Below are 24,386 nucleotides of genomic sequence, written 5' to 3'. Positions count from 1 at the left end.
AAAATAACTAACCGAAAACGTTATAGTTAACAATTCTGTATAATTAGACTCTTATACACTTTCTTAAGTTCTATTTTTTCCGTTTTTTTACGTGCTTTTTGAATAAAATCATGCTATGATTACAAATACAGAATTAGAAAATAAAGGGAATCAGTTCCCTTCAAAAATAATAGGCTTTGAAAAGGATGTTGATAAATTATATTTCTCAACAGATAATGATGTTATTCTTCAGTTAACAGTAGTTAGAGATAGTCTGCTCAGATTCAGATATACAACAGTAGGTAATTTTGATAATGATTTTTCGTATGCAATTACTAAATACGCTAGTACGGGTTATAATAAACTAGAAATTGAGGAAAACGAAGATTGTTATATTGTAATAACCTCAAAATTACGTTGTGAAATTTCTAAAGAAAGCCTGAGGATATCATTATTCGATGTTAAGGATGGTGTACTTATAAATGAAGATGAAATTGGATTTCACTGGGAGGAAAGTTATCAATATGGAGGTAACATTGTTAAAATGAGTAAAGTCTCAAATGATGGCGAAAGCTATTACGGACTTGGAGACAAACCAAATCATTTAAATCTTAAGGGAAAACGCTATAATAATTGGGTAACTGATTCTTATGCTTATGGTAAGGATACAGACCCTATTTATAAGGCTATTCCTTTTTACACAGGTCTTCATCATGACAAGGCCTATGGTATTTTCTTTGATAATACTTTTAAAACGTCCTTTGATTTTGCGCAAGAAAGACGAAATGTCACAAGCTTTTGGGCACAAGGAGGGGAAATGAACTATTACTTTTTCTATGGCCCAAAAATGAGCGATGTCGTAGAGAGTTATACTGACTTGACAGGAAAACCACATGAGTTACCTCCATTATGGGCACTTGGTTTTCATCAATGTAAATGGAGTTATTACCCTGAGAGTAAAGTAAAAGAAATTACTTCTACGTTTAGAAAACTTGAAATTCCTTGCGATGCTATTTATTTAGATATTGATTATATGGATGGTTTCCGTTGTTTTACATGGAACAAGGAATATTTTCCAGATCCAAAGGGAATGGTGAAAGAGCTTAAAGAACAGGGCTTTAAAACCGTTGCTATAATTGATCCGGGAATTAAAATAGATAAGGACTATTCTGTATTTAAAGAGGCTCTAGAAAAAGATTATTTCTGTAAGCGTGCGGATGGACCGTATATGAAAGGTAAAGTTTGGCCAGGTGAATGTTATTTCCCTGATTTTACAAATCCAGAAGTAAGAGATTGGTGGTCTGGTCTGTTTAAAGAACTAATTGAGGAAATAGGTATTAAAGGAGTTTGGAATGATATGAACGAACCTGCGGTCATGGAGGTTCCTAATAAAACATTCCCAGATGACGTTCGTCACGACTATGATGGCAATCCTTGTAGTCATAGAAAGGCTCACAATGTATATGGTATGCAGATGGCAAGAGCCACTTACCAAGGATTAAAAAAATATAGCTACCCTAAGCGTCCATTTGTTATTACAAGGGCGGCATATTCTGGTACCCAGCGATATACGTCTACTTGGACAGGTGATAATGTAGCCACGTGGGAGCATTTGTGGATTGCTAATATCCAAGCTCAACGATTAGCCATGTCTGGCTTCTCATTTGCAGGTAGCGATATAGGAGGTTTTGCTGAGCAACCACAAGGTGAACTTTTTACGCGTTGGATTCAACTTGGAGTATTTCACCCATTTTTTAGAGTACATTCATCGGGAGATCATGGCGATCAAGAACCATGGGCATTTGATGAGGATGTAACTGATATTGTTAGAAAATTTATTGAAATTAGATATCAGTTATTACCATATCTGTACACTGCATTTTATAATTATGCAGACCATGGAACACCAATATTAAAATCTTTGGTACTCTATGATCAAGAAGATGTACACACCCATTATAGAACTGATGAATTTATTTTTGGCGAGCAAATATTGGCTTGTCCTGTTTTAGAACCAAATGCTAAGGGACGCAGAATGTATGTGCCTCGAGGAAATTGGTATGACTACTGGACCGATGAGATTGTAAAAGGAGGTAAAGAAATGTGGGTTGACTCTGATATTGATAGTATGCCAATCTTTATTAAAGAAGGTACAGTCATTCCTAAATATCCAATACAACAATATGTAGGTGAAAAGAACATAGACGAAATAACATTAGAAATCTATTATAAGAAAGGTAAAGAATCTAGTGAGTTGTATAGCGACGCTAATGATGGTTTTGATTACAAAAAGGGAAGATATAGTCTTAGAACCTTTAAATTAACAGGTAGAACAAAAGAACTTATTATTAATCAGCACAAGGAGGGTAAATTTATTACGCCATACGAAACCTTTAAAATAAAAGTTCATGGTCTACCATTTGAAATTGGTGAAATTCAGATAGATAATGAAAAAATCCCATTGAATCATTTAGTGTCCAATGGAACAAGCTCCTTTGTTGTGGATAAGAATTTCTCAGAGTTGCATATAATTAGTAAATAAATAAGTGACCAAATCATAATTTTCGGGTCAAATTGATGAATTCATTTTTGTAAATTAGTATTCATTATAAAAACCATTAGCTATGCGACTTAAAAAAATATTACTTACAGTTGGTGTTATTGCTGTGATTGCATCATGCGCAACCAATCCATTCACTGGAAAAAAAACGATGGCATTTGTGTCAAATGACCAATTATTCCCATCAGCCTTTGCTCAGTATAGTCAAGTATTAAGTGAAAACAAGGTAATCACGGGTACATCTGATGCCGATATGATAACTAGAGTTGGTCAAAGAATTGCCGTTGCTGCAGAACGCTGGTTAAATGCTAATGGCTACCAAGGATATTTAGACGATTACAAATGGGAATATAAGTTAATCGAATCAGAACAAGTAAATGCTTGGTGTATGCCAGGTGGTAAAATTGCCTTTTACACTGGGATTTTGCCAATTGCCCAAAACGAAACTGGTGTTGCTGCCATAATGGGCCATGAAGTTGCGCACGCTTTAGCTAATCATGGACAACAAAGAATGAGCTCAGGTATACTCCAACAGGCTGGAGGTGTGGCTGTTGCGGTTGCTACCGGAAACGAAAGCCCTGAAAAACAACAAATGTGGATGCAGGCTTATGGACTAGGTTCTACTATTGGCGGTGTTTTACCTTTTAGTAGAGGGCATGAGACTGAAGCTGATAAGATAGGTTTATATTTAATGGCAATGGCTGGTTACAATCCAGATGAAGCAGCCGAGTTATGGAAGCGTATGAAAGCAAATAGTGGAGGTCAAGCACCACCAGAGTTTTTAAGCACACATCCAAGTAATGATACGAGAATTCAAAATTTACAAGCATTAGCACCTAAAGCTAAAGCAGAAGCTAGAAAATTTGGTGTAACCTCATTTAGACCTATAAATTAAGATAGATTTCATATTATTTGATTACATTAGAAGCTGTTCCTCGGAACAGCTTTTTTAATACATATATATGAGCAATCTTAAGAAAGGAAGTAAAAAATTATTGCATGCTTGGGCATTTTATGATTGGGCAAATTCGGTTTATCCTTTGGTGATTTCATCAGCAGTATTCCCTATATTTTATGGAGCACTAACCATTATTAAAGACGAAGAAACTGGCAGAATATTAGATGATACTGTCACTTTTCTAGGATATGAGTTTAATAATGATTCCCTAATTAGTTATGTAACAGCTTTCAGTTTCCTAATTGTTTCATTTCTATCTCCAATTCTTTCAGGTATTTCAGATTATGTCGGTAACAAAGAATCATTTATGAAGTTCTTTTGTTATTTAGGTGCTTTGTCTTGTATTGGTTTGTATTGGTTTTCTTTGGAGAATATAGTTTTTGGAATGCTTTGTTACGTGTTTGGTTTAGTAGGATTTTGGGGAAGTCTTGTATTTTATAATTCATATTTACCAGATATTGCTTATCCCGAACAGCAAGATAAGGTTAGTGCAAAAGGCTTTTCCTTAGGTTATATAGGCAGTGTGATTTTACTCCTTTTAAACCTTGTTATGATATTAAAATACGAATGGTTTGGTTTTGAAAGTGAAGGGCAACCAACTAGGATAGCTTTTATTTTGGTTGGAGTATGGTGGATATTATTTGCACAGTATACTTTTAAATATCTACCAACCGGAACGCATGAAGGTCATAAGGTCACTAAAACTGTATTAATGTCTGGCTTCAATGAATTAAAGAAAATATGGATTGCTCTAAAGTCTAACAAAATTTTAAAACGATACTTGTCTGCTTTTTTCATCTATAGTATGGCAGTTCAAACTATAATGATAGCCGCAACATATTTTGCTGTAGAAGAATTAGACTGGGGAAAGCAAGATTCTACAACAGGGTTGATTATTAGTATACTTTTAATACAATTAATTGCAGTGGTTGGTGCCAATTATACTGCGAAATTATCCAAAAAGATTGGGAATATTAAAGCCTTGATTTGGGTAATATGTATTTGGATTCTTATTTGTGGTTTTGCTTATTTTGTAACTACACCTACTCATTTTTATATTACCGCTGCTTCGGTTGGTTTAGTAATGGGTGGCATTCAAGCTTTATCTAGATCAACATACAGTAAATTAATACCTCTAGGTACTGAGGATACGGCATCCTATTTTAGTTTTTATGATGTTGCCGAGAAAATAGGTATAGTAATAGGTATGTTTATGTACGGTTTTGTTGCAAGTATAACTGGTAGTATGAGGTATTCAATATTGTTTTTAATTACCTTTTTTGTAATAGGATTAGCTATTCTTAGTACTATTAAGAATGTTTATATTGTCGAAGAGTAATCTGTACCATATTTATTTATAAAAATATTCTTAATTTTATCATGCTATGATAAGGAGAATATTAATACTGTTTTCGTTCATGTGGCTATTTATGGCAATTACTTGTGATAATGAACCATATGAAGGAGATGTTGTTGTCGATGAAATTGACAATTGCCTAAGCGCTACTGAATTAACTGCTCAAGCCTTAGTTGACTTCGCCAATACTGATGTTGATAGTTATAATTTATTATGCCAAGCTTACCGAGATGCGCTTGAAGATCAGATTGAATTTTGTGGTGATGAAAACGGAGATTTACAATATATAATTGAGGGATTAGGCGACTGTGTAATTGATGATAATACAAATACTACAGAATGCGAAATGGCAGCAGAAGCATCAGCAATTGCTCTAGAGAATTTAGAGGATGCTATTACTGTAGAGTACACGGCAGCATGTATAGCATATCGTGAAGCGCTTGAAAATCAAATTTTTAATTGTGGAGATGATGGTACTTTGTTAAATCTAATTTTGGAATTAGGAAACTGTGAACCTGAAATATTTAATGTGGTTGGTGATTGGAAGCTTATAGTCTGGCAATCTGATATTCCGAGGGATATTGATAATGATGGAATAGAAACTAGTGATTATTTAACAGAGATTGATTGCTTTAACAATGAAACCGCTTCATTTAATTCTGATGGTACAGGGACATTGTATTACAGAGAATCCATGGAAGTAGAGGTTAGCTCTCCAACAAATGATCCTACTGATCTTGAATATAGTATAGAATGTTTTGAGGATATTAGAACATTTGGATTTACTTGGACACAAGAAGGTGATTCAATTACCGTTACATTAGACAGCGATGGAACTGTATTGGATTTTTTTAGAAATGGAGATGTAATATTCATAGCTATGAGAGACTTTTTTGTAGCAACAAGTACGAGCTCAAATGTTGATGATATTGTTCAGGACATTATTTGGGCGTACGTACAGTTTTAATAAAAAAACCACGATTATTAAATCGCGGCTTTTCTTTTTTGGTTGGACTTTTTTAATTGCTAATATCTCCAGAACCAGAGACTTTAGTGTCTTTACTCGTAGGTTTACCACTATATGAAATATCTCCAGAACCGGAAACTCTCGCTTTTAATTTTCCATTGCAAACTACACTAATATCACCTGAACCAGAAACTGCAGCATTTACGTTTGTACTTTCTAATCTACTACCATCAAAATCTCCAGATCCGGCAACTTTAGTATCTAAATTGTTGGTGCTTCCTTTTAAAACTATATCTCCCGATCCTGCTAAACTACTATCTGTTGATCCGGTAGAAATATTTAATACTACATCACCAGAACCAGCCAATGCAACTTTAAAGTCATCTACATTAATAGTACCTTCATTATTGACGTCTCCTGAGCCTGCAAGAGATACAAAGGATATATCCTTATAAGGAATTGTTATTATTATAGTTTTAGTTGGTTTTAAGTTAATTCCATCTTTAACCTTTACAACAAGTTTATTGTCTTTTACCTCAGTCTTTATGTATTCCATAAGATTTGAGTCTCCTTTGATAGAAATTTCACCTTCATTACCAGGTACAAGTTTAAAATCCATTGGGCCTGCAGCCTTAAGACCATCATAAGAGCTCGTTGATCTGGTTATGGTTGTTATCTCTCCATTACCTTTGATTTTTTTCCATTTTCCCCATTGCGCACAGGATAGAGTGGTGCTAAGTAATAGTGCAACTAATGCAATTGATTTAATAGGTTTCATAATTTGTCTTTAATTGGTTTATAATTTTTTGAATGTTACGCTTCCGTATTCAGATTCTATTTTCACGTTATTACCAGAATTTTGTTTGCCACTATATCCACTATAGTATTTCTCTGATCCATCGACTACTTTATTTACGAAGTTAAAATCATCACCACCGCGTAAAGAAGCATATTCTAGGTCGATATCAAAATCAAAATTGTAACCCGAATCGTAGCCTATAGTAATCCCAACAAAGTCAGAATTAATCATAACATTATTGGCGTTAGATGCCAGTCTTTCGATTTTAATAGCACCATAATCTGCTTTTAAGCTAACATTTTTGTAAACTGTTCCTAGTCTCAAGGTTAAATAGTCTGCATTACCCTCTATATTGTTTACATTGTCAACTTTCAAGGATCCATAATCACAATTGTATTTTATGTTCTCAGAAATCTCAATTACTGATTTTGTGTAATCGGCATTAAGTTCAATATTCTTTGTTTTTGCAATTGTAAAGCCACTATAATCTGCTGATATTTTACCACTATTAATGTATTCGAAATAACTGTTATTGGTGTAATCGAAATTTATAACATTGTTTTCTGCCATCAATTCTTTAGTGGTGATTTTACCATAATCGCAGTTAATTTCAGCACGTCCTTCTAGCTTGTCTAAGTTGATAGAACCGTAGTCATTGTTAAGCTTAACGTTATTAGTCATAGGTAATTTAACACGGTAGTTCACTTCAACTTTTAGTCTATTGTTATTTCCCCAATTCCACCAAGATTTATTCTTTTTACCAAAAAGAGTTTCAGCGGATACCCACTCACTTGAAGAGGAAAACTTAACGTCGATATCATTTAATCGATCTTGTACTTTCTCACTGTTATTACCAGTTACTTTTATGGTAATATCAAATTCAATTCTATTTTCATCCCATGTAACAATGTCGATGTTTCCATAGCTATTATTAATTTTTAATGTCGCATCAGAATTTACATTAAATGATTTTTGTATTTGCTTTTCTTTTGTTGATTTAGCTATTTCTGGGCTTATGTTGTTCCCAAAAACAGTTAAGGGCATTAAAAGTAGCGCAAATGCTAATTTAAATTGTATTAGTGTTTTCATCATTGTTGGATTTTAGTTGTTTTACATTCTCTATTTGTTCAAGAACAGTCTTTAGGATATCAATTCTATTTTGAAAATTTGCAATCATTGCATAAATAACTCGCTGATCTTCATTACTCTCTGTTAGGTCGATTTTTAAATTTTGATATTCATCATCTAAAAGCTGAAGCTGTTTTAACGCATCATCAATAATTTGCTCAGTTAAAGGCGTTCGTTCCTTGTTTATTTTTTTAAGCTCATTATCAATTGTAGTGGTAAAGAAATCTTGTGTATTAGATAACTCTGGCGAAACACTAGCTAAATCCATTAATTCTGGATCGTTAGGAAGTGCAACAAATACGCTTAGGCAAATTATAATCGAGGCAGCAATTGCCATAAGCGGTTTCCATTTTAAATAAAAGATAGATGTTGTCTCCTTTTCTAGTTGACCTCTGTCATTTAACTTGTCTAGAAATCGTTGCTGATGACCTAATTTAGGCACCTCAGTGTCGAATTTGCCTTTTAATTCATCAAATAACTCATTTATAGGGTCCTTTTGCATAATTCTAATTTTTGTTAAACCGACTGCGTTAATTTTTTTCTTAGGCTTTCTTTGGCCCTAGAAATCATTGTTCTGCAGTTTGCATATGAGATATTCATAATCTCACAGATTTCTTCATAGTCATAGCCTTCAATAAGATGTAATGATAATCCTAGGCTGTAATTGGGTTTTAAGGATTTCATTGCTGTCATTATTTCTTTTACTTTTTGACTATTTTGATTACTTTCTTCTATACCAATGTTGTCTTCTACCTTATACATTATGTTATCTAAAGGAACTTCTTTTTGTCTAGTCGATTTATTGTAGTAAGCTATACTATTATTAACTACAATTCGTTTTAACCATGCGCCAAAAAGTTGAGAATCCTCAAGAGTTTTCAGTTTTGTAAAAGCGGTTAAGAAAGACTCTTGCATTATGTCCTCAGCTTTATAAGAATCCTTTACAATTCTTATTGCTGTATTATACATTGCCTTGTTATATCTGTTGTAAACTTCCAACTGTGCACGTTGGTTTCCAGAATTACACTGCAATAGTAACTGTTCGATATCTTGATTGGTTGATGTCAAAAAAACAATTGCTTTGGTATATAGATGATACTAATCATTCAGTGTTACAGTTTAACTAAAAAAAGTTTTAATATTTATAAAGGTAATGGCACAACAATTGAATTTATATAGTTGTGAATAACTTTGAATATCCCGTAATTGCTTGATATTCAACATAAAGTTAATTATTAATATCTTTAATAAAATGCTGTTCTCTATTTTTTAATGACAGAATGGCTTATAAATAATATGAAAAAATCAAATTTTTTAAGTCTTGACAGTTTGTCATTTCAGGATTTTGATGAAAACTCAGAATTAATTCCTTTAATGACTCCTGAGGATGAAGAACTTATAAATAAAGAATCATTACCCGAATCTTTACCAATTTTGCCACTCCGGAATACTGTTTTATTTCCTGGAGTAGTAATCCCAATTACTGCTGGACGTGATACATCAATAAAGTTAATTAATGATGCAAATAATGCTGGTAAGGTAATCGGTGTTGTTGCACAAAAGGATGAAGCTGTAGAAAATCCTTCAGCAAAGGATATTTATAAGACAGGTACCGTGGCGAGAATATTAAAGGTCCTTAAAATGCCAGATGGTAACACTACGGTTATTATTCAAGGTAAAAAAAGGTTTCAGATTAATGAGATTATATCAGAAAAGCCTTATTTGTCCGCAACAATATCAGATCTGCCTCAAACAAAACCTTCAAGCGATAATAAAGAATTTGCTGCGATTATAGATTCCATTAAAGACTTATCTTTAGAAATTATAAAGGAAAGTCCAAATATTCCTACAGAAGCAACATTTGCCATTAAGAATATAGAAAGTAGTTCATTCTTAGTCAATTTTGTGTCTTCTAACATGAATCTCAAAGTTGCTGAAAAACAAAAACTCCTAGAAATAAATGATCTTCAAGAACGTGCTTTAGAGACTTTACGTTTCATGAATATTGAATATCAGAAGTTGGAGCTTAAAAATGATATTCAAAGTAAGGTTCAGAGCGATATGAATCAACAGCAACGTGAATATTTTTTACATCAACAACTTAAAACTATACAAGAAGAATTAGGTGGTGCAGCTTCGTCTGGACAAGAAATTGAAGAGATGAAGGCTCGAGCCAAAGATAAGAAGTGGGATGATAAGGTGAAAACCCACTTTGATAAGGAATTGGCCAAAATGCAGAGAATGAATCCTCAGGTTGCTGAGTATTCTATTCAAAGAAATTATTTAGATCTATTTTTAGATTTACCTTGGAATGAATATAGTAATGACCAATTCGATTTAAAACGTGCAAAACAAATCTTGGATCGCGATCATTTTGGTTTAGATGATGTGAAGAAACGTATCATAGAATACTTGGCTGTTCTGAAGTTGCGTAACGATATGAAATCTCCAATTTTATGTCTTTATGGACCTCCAGGTGTAGGAAAGACGTCGTTGGGTAAGTCAATTGCTGAAGCATTAGGCAGAGAATATGTGAGGATATCTTTAGGAGGATTACGTGATGAAGCTGAAATTAGGGGTCATAGAAAAACTTATATAGGAGCTATGCCTGGAAGAATCATTCAGAGCTTAAAAAAAGCAGGTACTTCAAATCCTGTCTTTGTTCTGGATGAAATTGATAAATTATCATCAGGTCATCAGGGCGACCCATCATCGGCAATGTTAGAGGTTTTAGACCCAGAGCAAAACAATGAATTTTATGATAATTTTCTAGAAATGGGCTTTGACCTTTCAAAAGTAATGTTCATTGCCACTTCAAATAGCTTAAATACCATTCAACCAGCATTAAGGGATAGAATGGAAATAATTAATGTCACTGGTTATACTATAGAGGAGAAGGTAGAAATCGCTAAACGCCATCTTTTACCTAAGCAATTGGAAGAGCACGGTTTAGATTCTAGCGCATTAAAAATTGCAAAACCGCAATTGGAAAAAATTGTTGAAGGATATACACGAGAATCAGGAGTAAGAGGATTAGAAAAGCAGATTGCAAAAATGGTACGCTATGCGGCCAAGAATATTGCAATGGAAGAGACTTACGATGTAAAGGTATCTAATGAAGACGTTATAGAAGTTCTCGGAAGCCCAAGGTTAGAAAGAGATAAATACGAAAATAACAATGTTGCAGGCGTTGTTACTGGACTTGCTTGGACACGAGTTGGTGGCGATATATTATTTATCGAATCTATTTTGTCCAAAGGAAAAGGAAGCTTAACAATTACGGGTAACTTAGGAAAAGTGATGAAAGAGTCTGCGACCATAGCAATGGAATATATTAAGGCCAACGCAGATAAATTAAACGTTAATCCAGAAGTGTTTGATAAGTATAATGTTCATATCCATGTACCTGAAGGAGCAACACCTAAAGATGGTCCTAGTGCTGGCGTGTCAATGTTAACATCTTTAGTATCTTTGTTTACGCAACAAAAAGTAAAGAAGAGTTTGGCAATGACTGGTGAGATTACCTTACGAGGAAAAGTTTTACCTGTAGGTGGAATTAAGGAAAAAATATTAGCTGCTAAACGAGCAAGAATAAAAGAAATTTTACTTTGCGAGGATAATAAACGTGATATTGATGAAATTAAACCTGAATATTTAAAAGGTTTAACCTTTCATTACGTAAAGGAAATGAGTGATGTCATTGATATTGCGATTACAAATCAAAAGGTTAGAAATGCTAAAAAGTTGTAAACTATATATTGCATTATCAGTCTTCATTCTAAATGTATTTTTATCATTTGGTCAAGAGGTTGAGTATAAGGATGTATTATTAGACGGTAAACCGGCTAAACTTAACGTTGCAACAGGAGAAATTACTCTTGTAAAGCCAAAGGAGGTATTAAAGGTCAAAGACTCTAGTGCACAAAAACAAGATTTTCAAAAAGATTTTCATATTGTAAATGAAGGAGAAACCTTATTAGATATTTCAGAAAAGTATGGTGTACCCATTAATGTCCTTAAAAAGGCCAATGGCTTAGAAACTACACTCATTGACGCTGGAGAAAAAGTAAGGATAAGAAATTTTGATGATTATAATCCTCCAACCAGTAAACCAATATCAAGAGGCGTTCATAATTTTAATTCAGATTTCCATACAGTTAAAAATGGTGAAACCTTATATGGTATTGCCAAGCGTTATGAGATTGATCTAATTACTCTAAAGCAAGAGAATAACTTAAATTCAAACACCATTAATGAAGGTCAAAAGCTTCAAATTAGAAATTTTGACCTTTCAAAGGATATAAATTCAACCCAAGTCTGGGTTGTAAAAGTAGGTGATACATTGTGGAGCATAGCATCTAAAACTGGAACAACCGTGAGTAAGCTTAAACGTATTAATGGTCTTCAAGGCGATGTAATTAAAGTAGGACAAAAACTAGTTTTAAAATAGAATTCCATTCATCCAAAAAATAAAAAATACATACTCTCGTTTTAAGATAGATTTAGTTATTTTGCAAAATCTATGATGAAAGGGATTTCTAGCTTGTTATTGATGCTTTTTGCATTGCCATTATTTGGCCAATTAGGTGGTGAATCTACTTATCAATTTCTAAATTTAGTATCCTCTCCAAGACAGGCCGCATTAGGTGGTAAAATCATAACAAATTTTGACCATGACGTTACAGAAGCGTTATATAATCCTGCGTCTATTAACGGCGCCATGAGTAATCAGTTAGCAGTTAACTACTCAAGTTATCTTGGAGGAATAAGCTATGGGACAGCGGCATATGCCTATACTTGGGACAGGCACGTTCAAACCTTTCATTTTGGGGTGACCTATATTAACTATGGCAGTTTTGATGGTTACGATGTTAATGGTGTATCTACTGGGACATTTAATGGTAATGAAGCTGCAATATCATTGGGTTACAATTACAATATACCGTTTACGGATTTTTACGTAGGCGCAAACCTTAAGATTATTACCTCTTTATTGGAACAATATAATTCAATTGGTGGCGCGGTTGATTTAGGTGTTATGTATATAAATGAAGATTTAGATTTTCATGCAGCTCTAACTGTAAGGAACTTAGGTACTCAATTCACAACATATGCTGGTCAAAATGAACCACTACCTTTTGAGGTTAATTTTGGTATGTCTCAAACATTGGAGAATGTACCATTAAGATGGCACCTTACATTAGAGAATTTGCAAGAATGGCCTATAGGTGTTGCTAACCCCTCAAGAGCAACCACTGATTTAGATGGAAATCAGACTCAAGAAGAAGTGAGTTTTTTTAATAATGCACTAAGGCATTTAATTTTGGGAGCAGAATTATTCCCGGAAGGCGGCTTTAATTTAAGATTAGGTTATAACTTTAGAAGGTCTGAAGAATTAAGAATAGTTGACCAAAGAAACTTTTCTGGTATTTCTGTTGGAGTTGGCATACAACTAAATAAAATGAGATTTAGCTATACTCATGCAAGATATACTAGTGCTTCAAATACCAGTTTTTTTGGATTACAGATAGATTTAGAATAATGAATAAAATAGTTATTGCCATAGATGGATTTTCCTCTACAGGAAAAAGTACAATTGCAAAGCGTTTGGCTAATCAACTAAATTATATTTATGTTGATACTGGTGCAATGTATAGGGCCGTAACTTATTTTGCATTAAAAAATGATTTCATCAAAAACAAGAAGTTAGATTCTGAGGCACTTATTAGTAGCTTAGAGGCTATTAATATATCATTCAAGTTTAATGATGAACTTGGTTTCGCTGAGGTCTATCTAAATGGTGAAAATATAGAATCAGAAATTCGCACATTAGAAGTTTCAAGTTATGTAAGTCCTGTTGCCACTCTTTCTGAAGTCAGAAGAAAATTAGTAGAACAGCAACAGCTTATGGGAAAAGGGAAGGGGATTGTGATGGACGGAAGAGACATTGGTACGGTAGTCTTTCCGGATGCAGAGCTGAAAATATTTATGACGGCTTCAGCTGAGACAAGAGCTAAGAGAAGGTTTAAAGAACTTTTAGAGCGTGGCCATAACTTGAGTTATGATGAAGTTTTAGAAAATGTCACAACACGAGATAGAATAGATTCAACTAGAGAAGATTCACCTTTAGTTATTGCTGATGACGCTATTGAGATTGATAATTCTGATCTTACCATAGAAGAACAAGTTGAAACTATTTTAAAACTTGTAAACAAGGCCATAAAAAAAGACCTTACTTAGTAAGGCCTTTGATAAATTTGTTATTTCGATTATAAATTCGGTATAATCAATTCTTGATCTGGATAAATCAAATCAGGATTTTTTAATATATCAGAATTAGCTGCGAATATTTCTTTATACTTCATTGCATCACCATAATAGTGCTTAGCAATCTTTCCTAAAGTCTCACCTGAAGCAACCGTATGCCTTGCATAAACAGTTTCATCTGCAACTTTAATGTCTGCCATAATATCACTTGGGCTATCTCCACCAATTTCCTTGATTTTATCCCAAAGAAGATTCTTTTCATATTGTGTTGATGCAGTACCCCAAACTTTTAGTTTACCGTCAGATTCTTCAACCTTTCCGTCTTGAATATTTAATTGTTGTCCTAAGTCTAATACATCTTGGTATTTTGCCTTTACCATAATTATAAGATTTTTATTTGTTAATAGTTCTGTAAATATATCAATTTAATTACCAAAAAATAAGTTCTTTAGCATCAAATTGATGTTCTATTTTTAAGACACAGTTAAATTAATTACGTCACAAAAAACAGCGTTTTTTTGGTCAGAAAATAAAAACCGATTATTGTGGAATTTTTATAATTGGATTATATTTGAAGTAATTCCAGCTATCAGAAAAATTGAAGATATGAAAAAGCCTATTTACACATTAATTATACTTAGTTTATTGTTAACAGCCTGTTCCTTTGGTGATGATGATGGAGGTAACCAAGAACTACCTTTTGAGGTTACTATCATACCAGATATAACGGTACAGGTAGATGAAGTTCTAAATAGACCACCAGGTTCTGATATTACAGATTTGGTTGATTTTGGTCAACCAAGCGGAGTATCTACATCCGATTTTACTTTAGAGGTTCAATTTGGTCAACGCATAATTTTTGATCAACCTACATCTGGATTAGGTTTAAATCAAGGAATTTTATATTCTAGACTCGCATTTTTTGAGGAAAACCCTGCTGATCCAGGTGTTTTTGATGTGCCAGTTGATACATTAGATTTGTATGGTTCTCTATTTGATAAGTCAGTTGCAGATCCTGGATCAGGTAATGCAGTTGAATTTCCAGGAGATAATAATAGAAGTTTATCTAGTTTTTTAAACCTAGAAGTTATTGGTCAAGACAATACCGAAGAACTAGAATATAAATACGAAATTGAAGTTGCTATATATGATGATGAGACTGTAGTTGGTTATTATGTGATTGATCCTAAACTAATTGTTAGAGCTAACAATTAAATAATAAACACAAAATTTTATATAAAGCCTTAAAAGTAAATTAGATACGCGCTTTTAAGGCTTTTTATTTCTATTTTTTCGAACTATTTAAATAAATCGCTAGTGGTTTTGTAAAAGTCTGATTTTATTGTACTTTTGCAGACCTTTTTGGTGGACAATTGGAGAGTAAAAAAGGAAATAAGACAAACAAAAATAACTTCTGTAGCTTTTCCACCATTCTTTCAAAAGATACAGAATACAAATTTTAATCAGCACAATGGCTGAAAAGAAAACAAAAAAAGCTGAAGTTGAAGCAACTGAAGCTACTACAGTTGAAGCTCCAGTAGTCTCTGAAGCTCAAGCAAATCCAGAAAAATTCTTAAAGGAGTTCGATTGGCACAATTACGAAGAAGGAATTGAGCAAGTTGCGGACAAAAAGTTAGAAGAATTTGAAAAATTAGTATCAGAAAACTTTGTAGACACTTTAGATGATGAAGTTGTTGAAGGAGAAGTAATACACATTACAGATAGAGATGCTATTATTGACATCAACGCAAAGTCAGAAGGTGTAATCTCTCTTAATGAGTTCCGTTACAATCCAGATTTAAAAGTTGGTGATAAAGTTGAGGTATTAATTGACGTGCGTGAAGATGCAACCGGTCAATTGGTATTGTCTCACAGAAAAGCTCGTGTAATTAAAGCATGGGATAGAGTTAATAACGCACATGATACTGGTGAAATCGTAAACGGTTTTGTAAAATGCAGAACTAAAGGTGGTATGATCGTTGACGTTTTTGGTATTGAAGCTTTCTTGCCAGGCTCTCAAATAGATGTTAAGCCAATTAGAGATTATGATCAGTATGTAAATAAAACTATGGAATTCAAGGTGGTTAAAATTAACCATGAGTTCAAAAACATAGTTGTTTCTCATAAGGCACTTATTGAGGCTGATATTGAAGAACAAAAGAAAGAAATCATTGGTCAGTTAGAAAAAGGTCAAGTATTAGAAGGTGTTGTTAAAAACATTACTTCTTACGGTGTATTTATCGATTTAGGTGGTGTAGATGGTTTAATCCATATTACAGATCTATCTTGGTCTAGAATTAACCATCCGAATGAAATTGTAGAATTAGACCAAAAACTTAATGTTGTAATCTTAGATTTTGATGAAAACAAATCAAGAATTCAATTAGGTCTTAAGCAATTATCTAAGCATCCTTGGGAAGCTTTAGGTGAAGAAGTAAAAGTTGGTGACAAAGTAAAAGGAAAAGTAGTAGTAATTGCAGATTACGGTGCTTTTGTTGAGGTTGCTGAAGGAGTAGAAGGATTAGTTCACGTAAGTGAAATGTCTTGGTCAACTCATTTACGTTCTGCACAAGATTTTGTTGCTGTAGGTGATGAAATAGATGCGGTTATCTTAACCTTAGATAGAGAAGATAGAAAAATGTCTCTTGGTATTAAGCAATTAACACCAGATCCTTGGACTGATATTACTTCTAAATATCCTGTAGGTTCTAAGCATTCAGGTATAGTACGTAACTTTACGAATTTTGGAGTATTTGTTGAATTAGAAGAAGGTATCGACGGATTGATTTATATCTCTGATTTATCTTGGACTAAGAAAATTAAGCACCCATCAGAATTCTGTAACGTAGGTGATAAGTTAGACGTTGTGGTATTAGAGTTAGACGTTGAAGGACGTAAATTATCTCTTGGACACAAGCAAACAACTGAAAATCCTTGGGATAAATATGAAAAAGAATTCGCTTTAGGAACTTCTCATAATGCAGCGGTGACTGAAATCGTTGATAAAGGTGCAACTGTTAAGTTTAATGAAGACATTGTTGCCTTTATACCATCTCGTCATTTAGAGAAAGAAGACGGTTCTAAACTTAAGAAAGGTGAAGAAGCTGAATTTAAGATTATAGAATTCAATAAAGAATTCAAGCGTGTTGTAGCTTCTCATACAGCAGTATTTAGAGAAGAAGAAGCTAAGATCGTAAAGAAAGCTGTGAAAAGAGCTGAGGCTCAAGCAGCAGAAGCTAAGCCTACATTAGGTGATGCAAACGATGCTTTACAAGCACTTAAAGATAAAATGGACGGGAAGAAATAATTCTCTCATTATATTTTAAAAAAAGCCTTTCATTATGAAAGGCTTTTTTTTGTTAGGAAAAGTTTCTTTTGAACCTAGTTGAATAATTCCTTATAATATTGGTCAGCCATACGGTGGCTCGAAAATTCTGGTAATACATCTTCAATACCATTGAAAACTATTTCTTGCCATTTCTTTGGCTTATCATAATATGTTGGTATTACCTTTTTCTCCAGTATTTCATAAAGATTTTCAGCATCCAAACGATCTTGTTCATGTACCGGAATCCTATGGTCTTGTTCTGGTAAAACAAAACTGTTCTTATTGTTTTTTTCAAATTCAGGAATCCATCCATCATTTATTGAAACATTAACAGAGCCATTCATAGCGGCTGTCATGCCGCTTGTTCCAGAAGCTTCACGCGTAATTCGAGGCGTGTTAAGCCACACGTCAGACCCTTCTTTTAACCTTCTAGACAAGTCCATTTCGTACCCTGTTAATACTGCAAGATTTGGCTTGTATTTAGAATAGTTTACCAACTTGTTAAATATTTCAATTCCATAATTATCATGTGGATATGGTTTACCTGCCCAAATAATTTGAATGGGATATTTTTTATTAGAAATTAAACGTTCAAAACGTTCTATATCATAGAGTAAGAGGTCAGCTCGTTTATATCCAGCAAATCGTCTTGCCCAAACAAATGTTAAAACCTTTGGGTCAAAAATCCTTTCAGTTTGATTTAGCACCTCCTCGAAAAGATTCGATTTTAATTCTAATTTTCGCTTATTAAAAGCACTGTCTTTTTTGTTTTCCCAAACTTTTTTGAGCTTAAGATCCTGCCAAAAATTTTGGTTCTGTGCATTTGTAATTGGTATAATCTTACAAGTATTCTTATAGCCTTTCCACATGTCCTGTGATACCTTGGCATGAAGTTTTGACACTGCATTGGCTTTTTTAGCCATACGTAGAGATGAAACCGTATAGTTAATATTTCCGTTATTAACGGATTCCATTTCTAATTCTTCAGCAGATAATGTACGTCCAAAGAAACCACATTGATTCAAATAATTTGCATCACGTTCCTCGTTACCTGCCTTTTCAGGCGTATGTGTTGTAAATACAAAATTGTTCTTTTTAACACCCTTGTCTCTTAAATAATAAAAGGCAGGTAGGGCATGACCTTCATTAAGATGGTAAGTATCGGCTCCACCAAGAGCTTCAACAACCTTAGCGCCACCAATGCCAAGTACAATACTTTGAGATATTCGAGTATCCTCATTAGCATCATATAGATTATTGGTTATTGTACGAGATAAATAGTCATTACCTTCTACGTCGGTGCTTAATAGATAAATAGGAACACTTCCAAATATTTCTGGTTTTAATACGAAAGCCCTGACTTTAACATTTGGATTGTCGTGTAATTTAATTGACACCTCTATTCCCGTATCTTCAAGAAAGTTATAGGTCTTTTCAACAAAATCTGGCTTTAAGGTCTTGTCCTTATTTCTAGATTGGTCATAATATCCATATTTCCAAAGCATACCAACTCCAATAACATTTTGTTTTAATTCATAGGCAGACCGCATATGCGAACCTGCCAAAAAGCCTAAACCTCCTGAGTAAATTTTTAAGCCTTGGTGAATACCAAATTCCATACTAAAATAGGCTACCTTTTTCTCATATTTTTTGTTTGGTTTATAGGGATGGTACCACTTGTTATAGTCGCTGTTCATGAAAATTCTAATTTAATTTTAGGTGCGTAAAGATAGTCATTAGTATACCATACTTTGTGTGATAAATGTCATTAAAATCAACATATTTGAAGAATTATGAAAGTCTTAATTTCATATCTCCTTTTATGCAGATTCTTTAATTTGATTCTCAAATTATTTAACTTAACTTTGCAACCCAGCATTGATTGGATAAAATATGAGTCAAAAAGTTTTACTTAACTCTAAAGAAGTCAGCATTACACTCCACCGATTGGCTTGCCAACTCATTGAAAACCATGATGATTTTACTGATACAGTTCTTATAGGAATTCAACCAAGAGGGAAGTTTTTGGCAAACCGCTTGGCAAAAATGCTTAAAGAAGATTATAAGATTAAAAATGTAGAAATTGGTCACCTCGATATTACATTTTTCCGTGATGACTTTAGAAGAGGCGAAAAACCACTTGAAGCCAATACTACCGAAATAGATTTTATAGTAGAAAACAAGAATGTGGTGTTTATTGACGACGTGCTTTATACTGGTAGAAGTATAAGATCTGCATTGACCGCAATTCAATCTTTTGGGAGACCTAATAATATTGAATTACTAACGCTAATTGATAGAAGATTTAGCCGTCATTTACCAATACAGCCTAATTATAAAGGACGACAAGTAGATGCAATCGATGATCAAAAGGTAAAAGTGAATTGGGTAGAAAATGAAGGAGAAGATGCAGTGTATTTGATAAATAAATAAAAGTGACTGCAAAAAGTAGATATATATGAGTGAATTAAGTGTTAACCACTTATTAGGAATTAAGTATCTCAAAAAGGAGGATATAGAACTGATTTTTGAAACAGCAGATCAGTTTAAAGAAGTCATTAATAGACCAATTAAAAAAGTTCCTTCACTAAGAGACATTACCATAGCAAATTTATTTTTCGAAAACTCAACTCGAACAAAATTGTCTTTTGAACTTGCTGAAAAGAGATTATCTGCAGATGTAATCAATTTTTCCGCTTCACAATCATCAGTTAAAAAAGGAGAAACTTTGGTGGATACGGTTAATAACATTTTATCAATGAAGGTTGATATGGTTGTTATGAGACATCCAAATCCTGGCGCTGGTGTTTTTTTGTCAAAGCATGTTAACGCAAGTATTATTAATGCTGGAGATGGTGCTCATGAACACCCAACACAGGCCTTATTAGATTCATATTCAATAAGAGAAAAGCTAGAAACGGTAAAAGGAAAAAATGTTGTTATTGTTGGTGATATTTTACACAGTAGAGTGGCGTTATCTAATATTTATGCCTTGCAACTTCAAGGTGCCAACGTCATGGTTTGTGGCCCTAAAACATTAATTCCTAAATATATTAAAGAACTTGGCGTAATTGTTGAAACGAATTTAAGAAAGGCATTAGAATGGTGTGATGTGGCCAATATGCTTAGAGTACAAAATGAACGAATGGATATCAGCTATTTTCCATCAACTAGAGAATATACCCAGCAATTTGGTGTAAATAAAGATATATTGAATAGTTTAAATAAGGATATAGTAATAATGCACCCAGGACCAATAAATCGTGGAGTAGAGATAACCAGTGATGTGGCAGATTCTAAGCAAGCTATAATTTTAGACCAGGTAGAGAATGGTGTCGCAATTAGAATGGCAGTTATATATTTATTAGCATCAAAAATTAAGCAATAAGATATGATAATCGATAGAGACGGTAACGTAACTATTATAACACAAGAAAAAGCTTCGGTAAAAACACTTGTAAACAATATTGAACAGGGTTATGATAAGTTCAAAAATTATCATTTAATTGTTAATCTTACAAGTATTGAAAAAATTCAATTAGAAGATATTATTGAGTTTCTGCGCTTAAGCAATAAACATAGAGGTGATAAAAAATCATTTGTTATTGTTACCGATATGGTTGATTTAGATGAGATGCCCGATGAAATAGTTGTGGTACCAACTACACAAGAAGCATACGATATTATTGAGATGGAAGACATTGAGCGAGATTTAGGATTTTAATAAATGAAACTCACCATATTAGGCTGTCACAGTGCTACACCAAGGACCAATACAAACCCAACTTCTCAAGTGCTGGAAATTAAAAACCACATGTTTCTTATTGATTGTGGTGAAGGTACTCAGGTGGAGCTAAGGCGACATAAGATTAAGTTTTCCAGGATTAAGCATATTTTTGTTTCTCATCTTCATGGAGATCATTATTTTGGTTTAGTTGGTTTAATAAGTACGTTTAGACTTTTAACTCGTGAAACTGAGCTTCATATTTATGCTCCAAAAGGATTAAAAGAAGTAATTACACTGCAAATGAAACTTTCGGATTCTTGGACTAACTACCCTTTGATTTTTCATGAGCTGGATTCCAAAAAATCGGAATTAATTTTTGAGGATGACAAGGTAGAAGTACATACCGTTCCGTTAGATCATCGTGTATACACCAATGGCTTTTTATTTAAGGAAAAACCTGATGAGCGTAAATTAGACATGAAGGCTGTATTAAAAGCCAATATAAATATGGCTTATTTCAGAAAATTAAAACAAGGTGCGGATGTTGTTAATGATGATGGAGAGCTAATTAAAAATGAAACTGTAACACTAGACCCAAGGCCAACAAAAAGTTATGCCTATTGCAGTGATACAAAGTATAGTGAAGAAATAATTCCGATTATTAAAAAGGCTGATGTTTTATATCATGAATCAACGTTTTTGAATAAGAATGAAGACTTATGTGAGGTAACTAAGCATAGCACAGCAAAACAAGCTGCGACAATTGCTAAAAAGGCATCAGTAAAAACTTTGGTCCTAGGACACTACTCAACAAGATATAACGGATACGGCTTATTTAAGAAAGAGGCTCAGGAGGTTTTTGAGAATGTCTTGCTTGCCAAAGATGGAGTTTCCTTTGAGTTTTAGTTAAAGCTTTATTTTACTTTAAAACTATTATTCGCATATATGGAAGCTATAATCACTCCCAAAACAATAATCGTACAATTCACTAAATAAATATAGTGTGCTTTAATATCTAAATTAGCTAGAATTATACAAAGCACTAGTGTTGTTAATCCTATTACAATTAAAACAGTCATGAGAAATTTAGATAGGCTTTTAATGTCAATTTTGGCTTTTTCTTCTGCACTTAAAGAGTTATAACCCGCTATTAAATTAGGGTTTCGATTAATAAGGAGAGCACATACTATGAGAATAGTACTTAATATAAATTGACCAATAAACATTTGTTTAATTTAGCCTTAAAAATAATCAATTTACTAATTGAAATAAAAATTTGAATTATCTTAGTAATACTATGGAAAAAGACTTAGGTGATTACAGAAAATCTTACGAAAAAGGGGAATTATTACTTGAAAATGTACCTGAAAACCCTCTAGAACTTTTTAGGGATTGGTTTATAGAAGTGGATACTCATTTTAATATTGACGAAGCAAATGCCATGACCATTTCTACAATTGGTTTAGATGGATACCCAAAGAGTAGAGTAGTACTACTTAAAAAATACACATATGAAGGGTTCATTTTTTATACTAATTATGAAAGTGAAAAAGGAAAAGCCATTAAATCCAACCCTAATGTGTGCTTATCCTTTTTTTGGCATTCAGCAGAGCGTCAAATAATAATTAAAGGTAAAGCAGAAAAGATATCGGAAAATTTAAGTGATGGTTATTTTGAATCTCGTCCAAGGGGTAGCCAATTAGGTGCCATAGTATCAAACCAAAGTGAACCAATAGCCAATAGAAATATACTGGACGAAAAACTAAAAATTCTAGAAAAGAAGTACGAGGGTAAAGAAATAGAACGACCTGATTTTTGGGGTGGTTATATTGTTAGACCGATAGAATTAGAATTTTGGCAAGGCAGGCCAAACCGACTTCATGATAGGATTAGATACAAACTTCAAGAGGACTACAATTGGAAGGTTGAACGTCTCTGTCCTTAAGTTTTAATAATCGATTAACGGCAAAAAAAATCGCTGTAAAACATAAAAAATTAGATTTTGGATGCATTTCATCGATGTTTTGCAATAAAATTCGATGAAATACATGTTTTTAATCGATTTTAACATTTGTTTAACGGAAATTACCTAAGTAGGCTTATAAATTAGTAATCCCAAACTAAAATAACCTACTTATGAAAGTATCTAGAATCTTGCCTGCCCTGGCTCTGATTATATTTTTAGGCTTAACATCATGTTCTACAGAGAGCGTGGCAGAAGATAGTATTAATTCCATTGAGGTACCAGTTGCACCAGTAGCAAAGCAGATTGAAATTGAGATCATGGAGTTGATAAATCAGCATAGAATCTTGGAAGGATTAAATCCATTAAATGATCATAGAACAGTTAAAGCGGTTGCTTATACGCATACTGATTATATGATAGAGGTGGATAACGTATCTCACGATAACTTTTTTCAAAGAAAGCAAAGTTTACAAGCTAATGCTTCTGCTGCAATAGTATCAGAAAATGTAGCATATGGTTTTAGTAATGCAGAATCAGTAGTTGGAGCTTGGTTAAATAGCCCAAGTCATAAAGATAATATTGAAGGCGATTTTACAGATTTTGATATCTCAGCCGAACAAAACAATGAGGGTAAGTGGTACTTTACCAATATCTTCATAAAGCGTTAAGCCGCTCAAAAAGTTGATTAATAGCAAGATTTAAGCCACAGAAATGTGGCTTTTTTTTATGCCTATTATTTAGTTAATGAATGATTGTAAAATAATTTTTTAATACTTTATAAATTCTAATGCTTTATAATTTAGGTTTAATCCTTCAGTAAGTACTACCATGTAGCTTTGTTTAATCATGTACACTCTATTTAGGATAGGTTAATTAAGAGATGTTTCCAACTACTTAAGTTAGATGGAAGGCTTAGTCTTTTCATGAATAGTTAAGTATGTCTATTCATCAAGCAGTGTTTGATGTTATCCTAAAAAAAAGAGCAAGTATATAACTTGCTCTTCTTAACATAATTTGAGGGTTGAATTATTCTTTTATAATATAGAAGTAAGATCGTCTGTTCATTTGATGTTCTTCCTCTGTACAATCAACTTTATTAGCACATTTATTTAACAGTTGAGTTTCACCATATCCTATGGCACTTTCTATTTTATCTTTGCTGATACCTCTAGAAATTATATAATCTCTTGTGGCCTTTGCGCGTCTATCCGAAAGTTTCATATTATATCGGTCTCCACCACGACTATCCGTGTGAGATTCAATTTTAATGACCATTTCAGGGTGTTTTCTCAAGACATCAACAATATTTTCCAATTCGTATTGAGCATCGGTTCTAATATTCCATTTATC

Annotated in this window: 24 protein-coding genes; 16 read left to right on the top strand and 8 right to left on the bottom strand. The window is 33.3% G+C overall.

Translation table 11 applies throughout. The features are described 5' to 3' along the window. Positions 1-115: 115 nt before the first annotated feature. The 4 genes from LBV24_RS11440 (at position 116) to LBV24_RS11425 (ending at position 5,821) form a co-directional block, all read left to right on the top strand. Positions 116-2,521 (top strand): glycoside hydrolase family 31 protein, encoded by a 2,406-nt coding sequence (locus LBV24_RS11440; protein ID WP_224478794.1) that lies wholly within the window; start codon positions 116-118, stop codon positions 2,519-2,521. 82 nt (positions 2,522-2,603) lie between these two features. After that, on the top strand, positions 2,604-3,434 hold the full coding sequence (locus tag LBV24_RS11435; RefSeq protein ID WP_224478793.1) for a M48 family metallopeptidase: 831 nt from the start codon (positions 2,604-2,606) through the stop codon (positions 3,432-3,434). A gap of 67 nt (positions 3,435-3,501) precedes the next feature. Then, a complete protein-coding gene (locus tag LBV24_RS11430; RefSeq protein ID WP_224478792.1) occupies positions 3,502-4,836 on the top strand; it encodes an MFS transporter in 1,335 nt (444 codons plus the stop codon). 46 nt (positions 4,837-4,882) lie between these two features. Next, complete coding sequence (locus tag LBV24_RS11425; RefSeq protein WP_224478791.1) at positions 4,883-5,821, top strand: hypothetical protein; 939 nt, start codon at positions 4,883-4,885, stop codon at positions 5,819-5,821. Positions 5,822-5,873: 52 nt separating this feature from the next. Here the strand turns inward: LBV24_RS11425 and LBV24_RS11420 are convergent, their stop codons facing one another. Genes LBV24_RS11420 through LBV24_RS11405 form a run of 4 tightly spaced genes read right to left on the bottom strand, consistent with a single transcriptional unit; the run spans position 5,874 to position 8,816 of the window. Next, positions 5,874-6,599 (bottom strand): head GIN domain-containing protein, encoded by a 726-nt coding sequence (locus LBV24_RS11420; RefSeq protein ID WP_224478790.1) that lies wholly within the window; start codon positions 6,597-6,599, stop codon positions 5,874-5,876. A gap of 18 nt (positions 6,600-6,617) precedes the next feature. Then, positions 6,618-7,709, bottom strand: coding sequence for a hypothetical protein (locus LBV24_RS11415; RefSeq protein ID WP_224478789.1), 1,092 nt, complete (start codon positions 7,707-7,709; stop codon positions 6,618-6,620). Beyond that, the gene (locus LBV24_RS11410; RefSeq protein WP_224478788.1) at positions 7,687-8,250 is read right to left on the bottom strand and encodes a hypothetical protein; all 564 of its coding nucleotides are present in this window, start codon (positions 8,248-8,250) and stop codon (positions 7,687-7,689) included. The genes LBV24_RS11415 and LBV24_RS11410 overlap by 23 nt, the downstream gene beginning before the upstream one ends. Before the next feature lie 14 nt (positions 8,251-8,264). Next, a complete protein-coding gene (locus LBV24_RS11405; protein WP_224478787.1) occupies positions 8,265-8,816 on the bottom strand; it encodes an RNA polymerase sigma factor in 552 nt (183 codons plus the stop codon). Positions 8,817-9,044: 228 nt separating this feature from the next. On the opposite strand from LBV24_RS11405, the gene lon reads away from it, so the two are divergent. The 4 genes from lon (at position 9,045) to cmk (ending at position 13,988) form a co-directional block, all read left to right on the top strand. Beyond that, positions 9,045-11,498 carry an endopeptidase La gene (gene lon, locus LBV24_RS11400; RefSeq protein ID WP_224478786.1) on the top strand — a complete coding sequence of 818 codons (2,454 nt, stop codon included), beginning with the start codon at positions 9,045-9,047 and terminating at the stop codon, positions 11,496-11,498. Continuing rightward, a complete protein-coding gene (locus tag LBV24_RS11395; protein ID WP_224478785.1) occupies positions 11,482-12,198 on the top strand; it encodes a LysM peptidoglycan-binding domain-containing protein in 717 nt (238 codons plus the stop codon). Before lon ends, LBV24_RS11395 begins: the two co-directional genes overlap by 17 nt. Positions 12,199-12,270: 72 nt before the next feature. Next, positions 12,271-13,290: a type IX secretion system protein PorQ gene (porQ, locus tag LBV24_RS11390; protein WP_224478784.1), complete on the top strand. Its 1,020-nt coding sequence runs from the start codon at positions 12,271-12,273 to the stop codon at positions 13,288-13,290. Further along, a complete protein-coding gene (gene cmk, locus LBV24_RS11385; RefSeq protein ID WP_224478783.1) occupies positions 13,290-13,988 on the top strand; it encodes a (d)CMP kinase in 699 nt (232 codons plus the stop codon). Before porQ ends, cmk begins: the two co-directional genes overlap by 1 nt. Before the next feature lie 29 nt (positions 13,989-14,017). Here cmk and LBV24_RS11380 read toward each other — a convergent pair whose 3' ends face one another. Next, positions 14,018-14,395 carry a LysM peptidoglycan-binding domain-containing protein gene (locus LBV24_RS11380; protein ID WP_224478782.1) on the bottom strand — a complete coding sequence of 126 codons (378 nt, stop codon included), beginning with the start codon at positions 14,393-14,395 and terminating at the stop codon, positions 14,018-14,020. A 226-nt stretch (positions 14,396-14,621) separates the two neighbouring features. On the opposite strand from LBV24_RS11380, the gene LBV24_RS11375 reads away from it, so the two are divergent. Together LBV24_RS11375 and rpsA are read left to right on the top strand one after the other, a co-directional pair. Beyond that, the gene (locus LBV24_RS11375) at positions 14,622-15,230 is read left to right on the top strand and encodes a hypothetical protein (protein ID WP_224478781.1); all 609 of its coding nucleotides are present in this window, start codon (positions 14,622-14,624) and stop codon (positions 15,228-15,230) included. Between the two features lie 256 nt (positions 15,231-15,486). After that, positions 15,487-17,322, top strand: a complete 1,836-nt coding sequence (gene rpsA, locus LBV24_RS11370) for a 30S ribosomal protein S1 (protein ID WP_224478780.1) — start codon at positions 15,487-15,489, stop codon at positions 17,320-17,322. Between the two features lie 74 nt (positions 17,323-17,396). On the opposite strand, the gene glgP is transcribed toward rpsA, so the two are convergent. After that, complete coding sequence (gene glgP / locus LBV24_RS11365; RefSeq protein ID WP_224478779.1) at positions 17,397-19,040, bottom strand: alpha-glucan family phosphorylase; 1,644 nt, start codon at positions 19,038-19,040, stop codon at positions 17,397-17,399. 196 nt (positions 19,041-19,236) lie between these two features. Between glgP and pyrR the strand changes: the two genes are divergently transcribed. Genes pyrR through LBV24_RS11345 form a run of 4 tightly spaced genes read left to right on the top strand, consistent with a single transcriptional unit; the run spans position 19,237 to position 21,976 of the window. Beyond that, positions 19,237-19,776 carry a bifunctional pyr operon transcriptional regulator/uracil phosphoribosyltransferase PyrR gene (gene pyrR / locus LBV24_RS11360; protein WP_224478778.1) on the top strand — a complete coding sequence of 180 codons (540 nt, stop codon included), beginning with the start codon at positions 19,237-19,239 and terminating at the stop codon, positions 19,774-19,776. 25 nt (positions 19,777-19,801) lie between these two features. Further along, positions 19,802-20,731 (top strand): aspartate carbamoyltransferase catalytic subunit, encoded by a 930-nt coding sequence (locus LBV24_RS11355; RefSeq protein WP_224478777.1) that lies wholly within the window; start codon positions 19,802-19,804, stop codon positions 20,729-20,731. Between the two features lie 3 nt (positions 20,732-20,734). Further along, entirely contained in the window at positions 20,735-21,067 is a 333-nt protein-coding gene (locus LBV24_RS11350) for a ribonuclease Z (protein WP_224478776.1), read from the top strand. A 3-nt stretch (positions 21,068-21,070) separates the two neighbouring features. Beyond that, entirely contained in the window at positions 21,071-21,976 is a 906-nt protein-coding gene (locus tag LBV24_RS11345; RefSeq protein ID WP_224478774.1) for a ribonuclease Z, read from the top strand. 8 nt (positions 21,977-21,984) lie between these two features. Here LBV24_RS11345 and LBV24_RS15320 read toward each other — a convergent pair whose 3' ends face one another. Beyond that, positions 21,985-22,296: a DUF3784 domain-containing protein gene (locus LBV24_RS15320; protein ID WP_224478773.1), complete on the bottom strand. Its 312-nt coding sequence runs from the start codon at positions 22,294-22,296 to the stop codon at positions 21,985-21,987. A 71-nt stretch (positions 22,297-22,367) separates the two neighbouring features. Between LBV24_RS15320 and pdxH the strand changes: the two genes are divergently transcribed. Both pdxH and LBV24_RS11330 read left to right on the top strand, forming a co-directional pair. Beyond that, on the top strand, positions 22,368-23,015 hold the full coding sequence (pdxH, locus tag LBV24_RS11335) for a pyridoxamine 5'-phosphate oxidase (protein WP_224478772.1): 648 nt from the start codon (positions 22,368-22,370) through the stop codon (positions 23,013-23,015). A gap of 191 nt (positions 23,016-23,206) precedes the next feature. Next, positions 23,207-23,704, top strand: coding sequence for a CAP domain-containing protein (locus tag LBV24_RS11330; RefSeq protein ID WP_224478771.1), 498 nt, complete (start codon positions 23,207-23,209; stop codon positions 23,702-23,704). Positions 23,705-24,062: 358 nt separating this feature from the next. Here LBV24_RS11330 and LBV24_RS11325 read toward each other — a convergent pair. Beyond that, positions 24,063-24,386, bottom strand: a 324-nt coding sequence (locus LBV24_RS11325) for an OmpA family protein (RefSeq protein WP_224478770.1), incomplete at its 5' end; no start/stop codon positions are given.

Source organism: Winogradskyella vincentii, from assembly GCF_020166345.1.
In the GTDB taxonomy this organism is placed as follows: domain Bacteria; phylum Bacteroidota; class Bacteroidia; order Flavobacteriales; family Flavobacteriaceae; genus Winogradskyella; species Winogradskyella vincentii.
The sequence above is the reverse complement of the archived record's forward strand: the minus strand, read 5'-3'. Positions and strand labels throughout refer to the sequence as shown.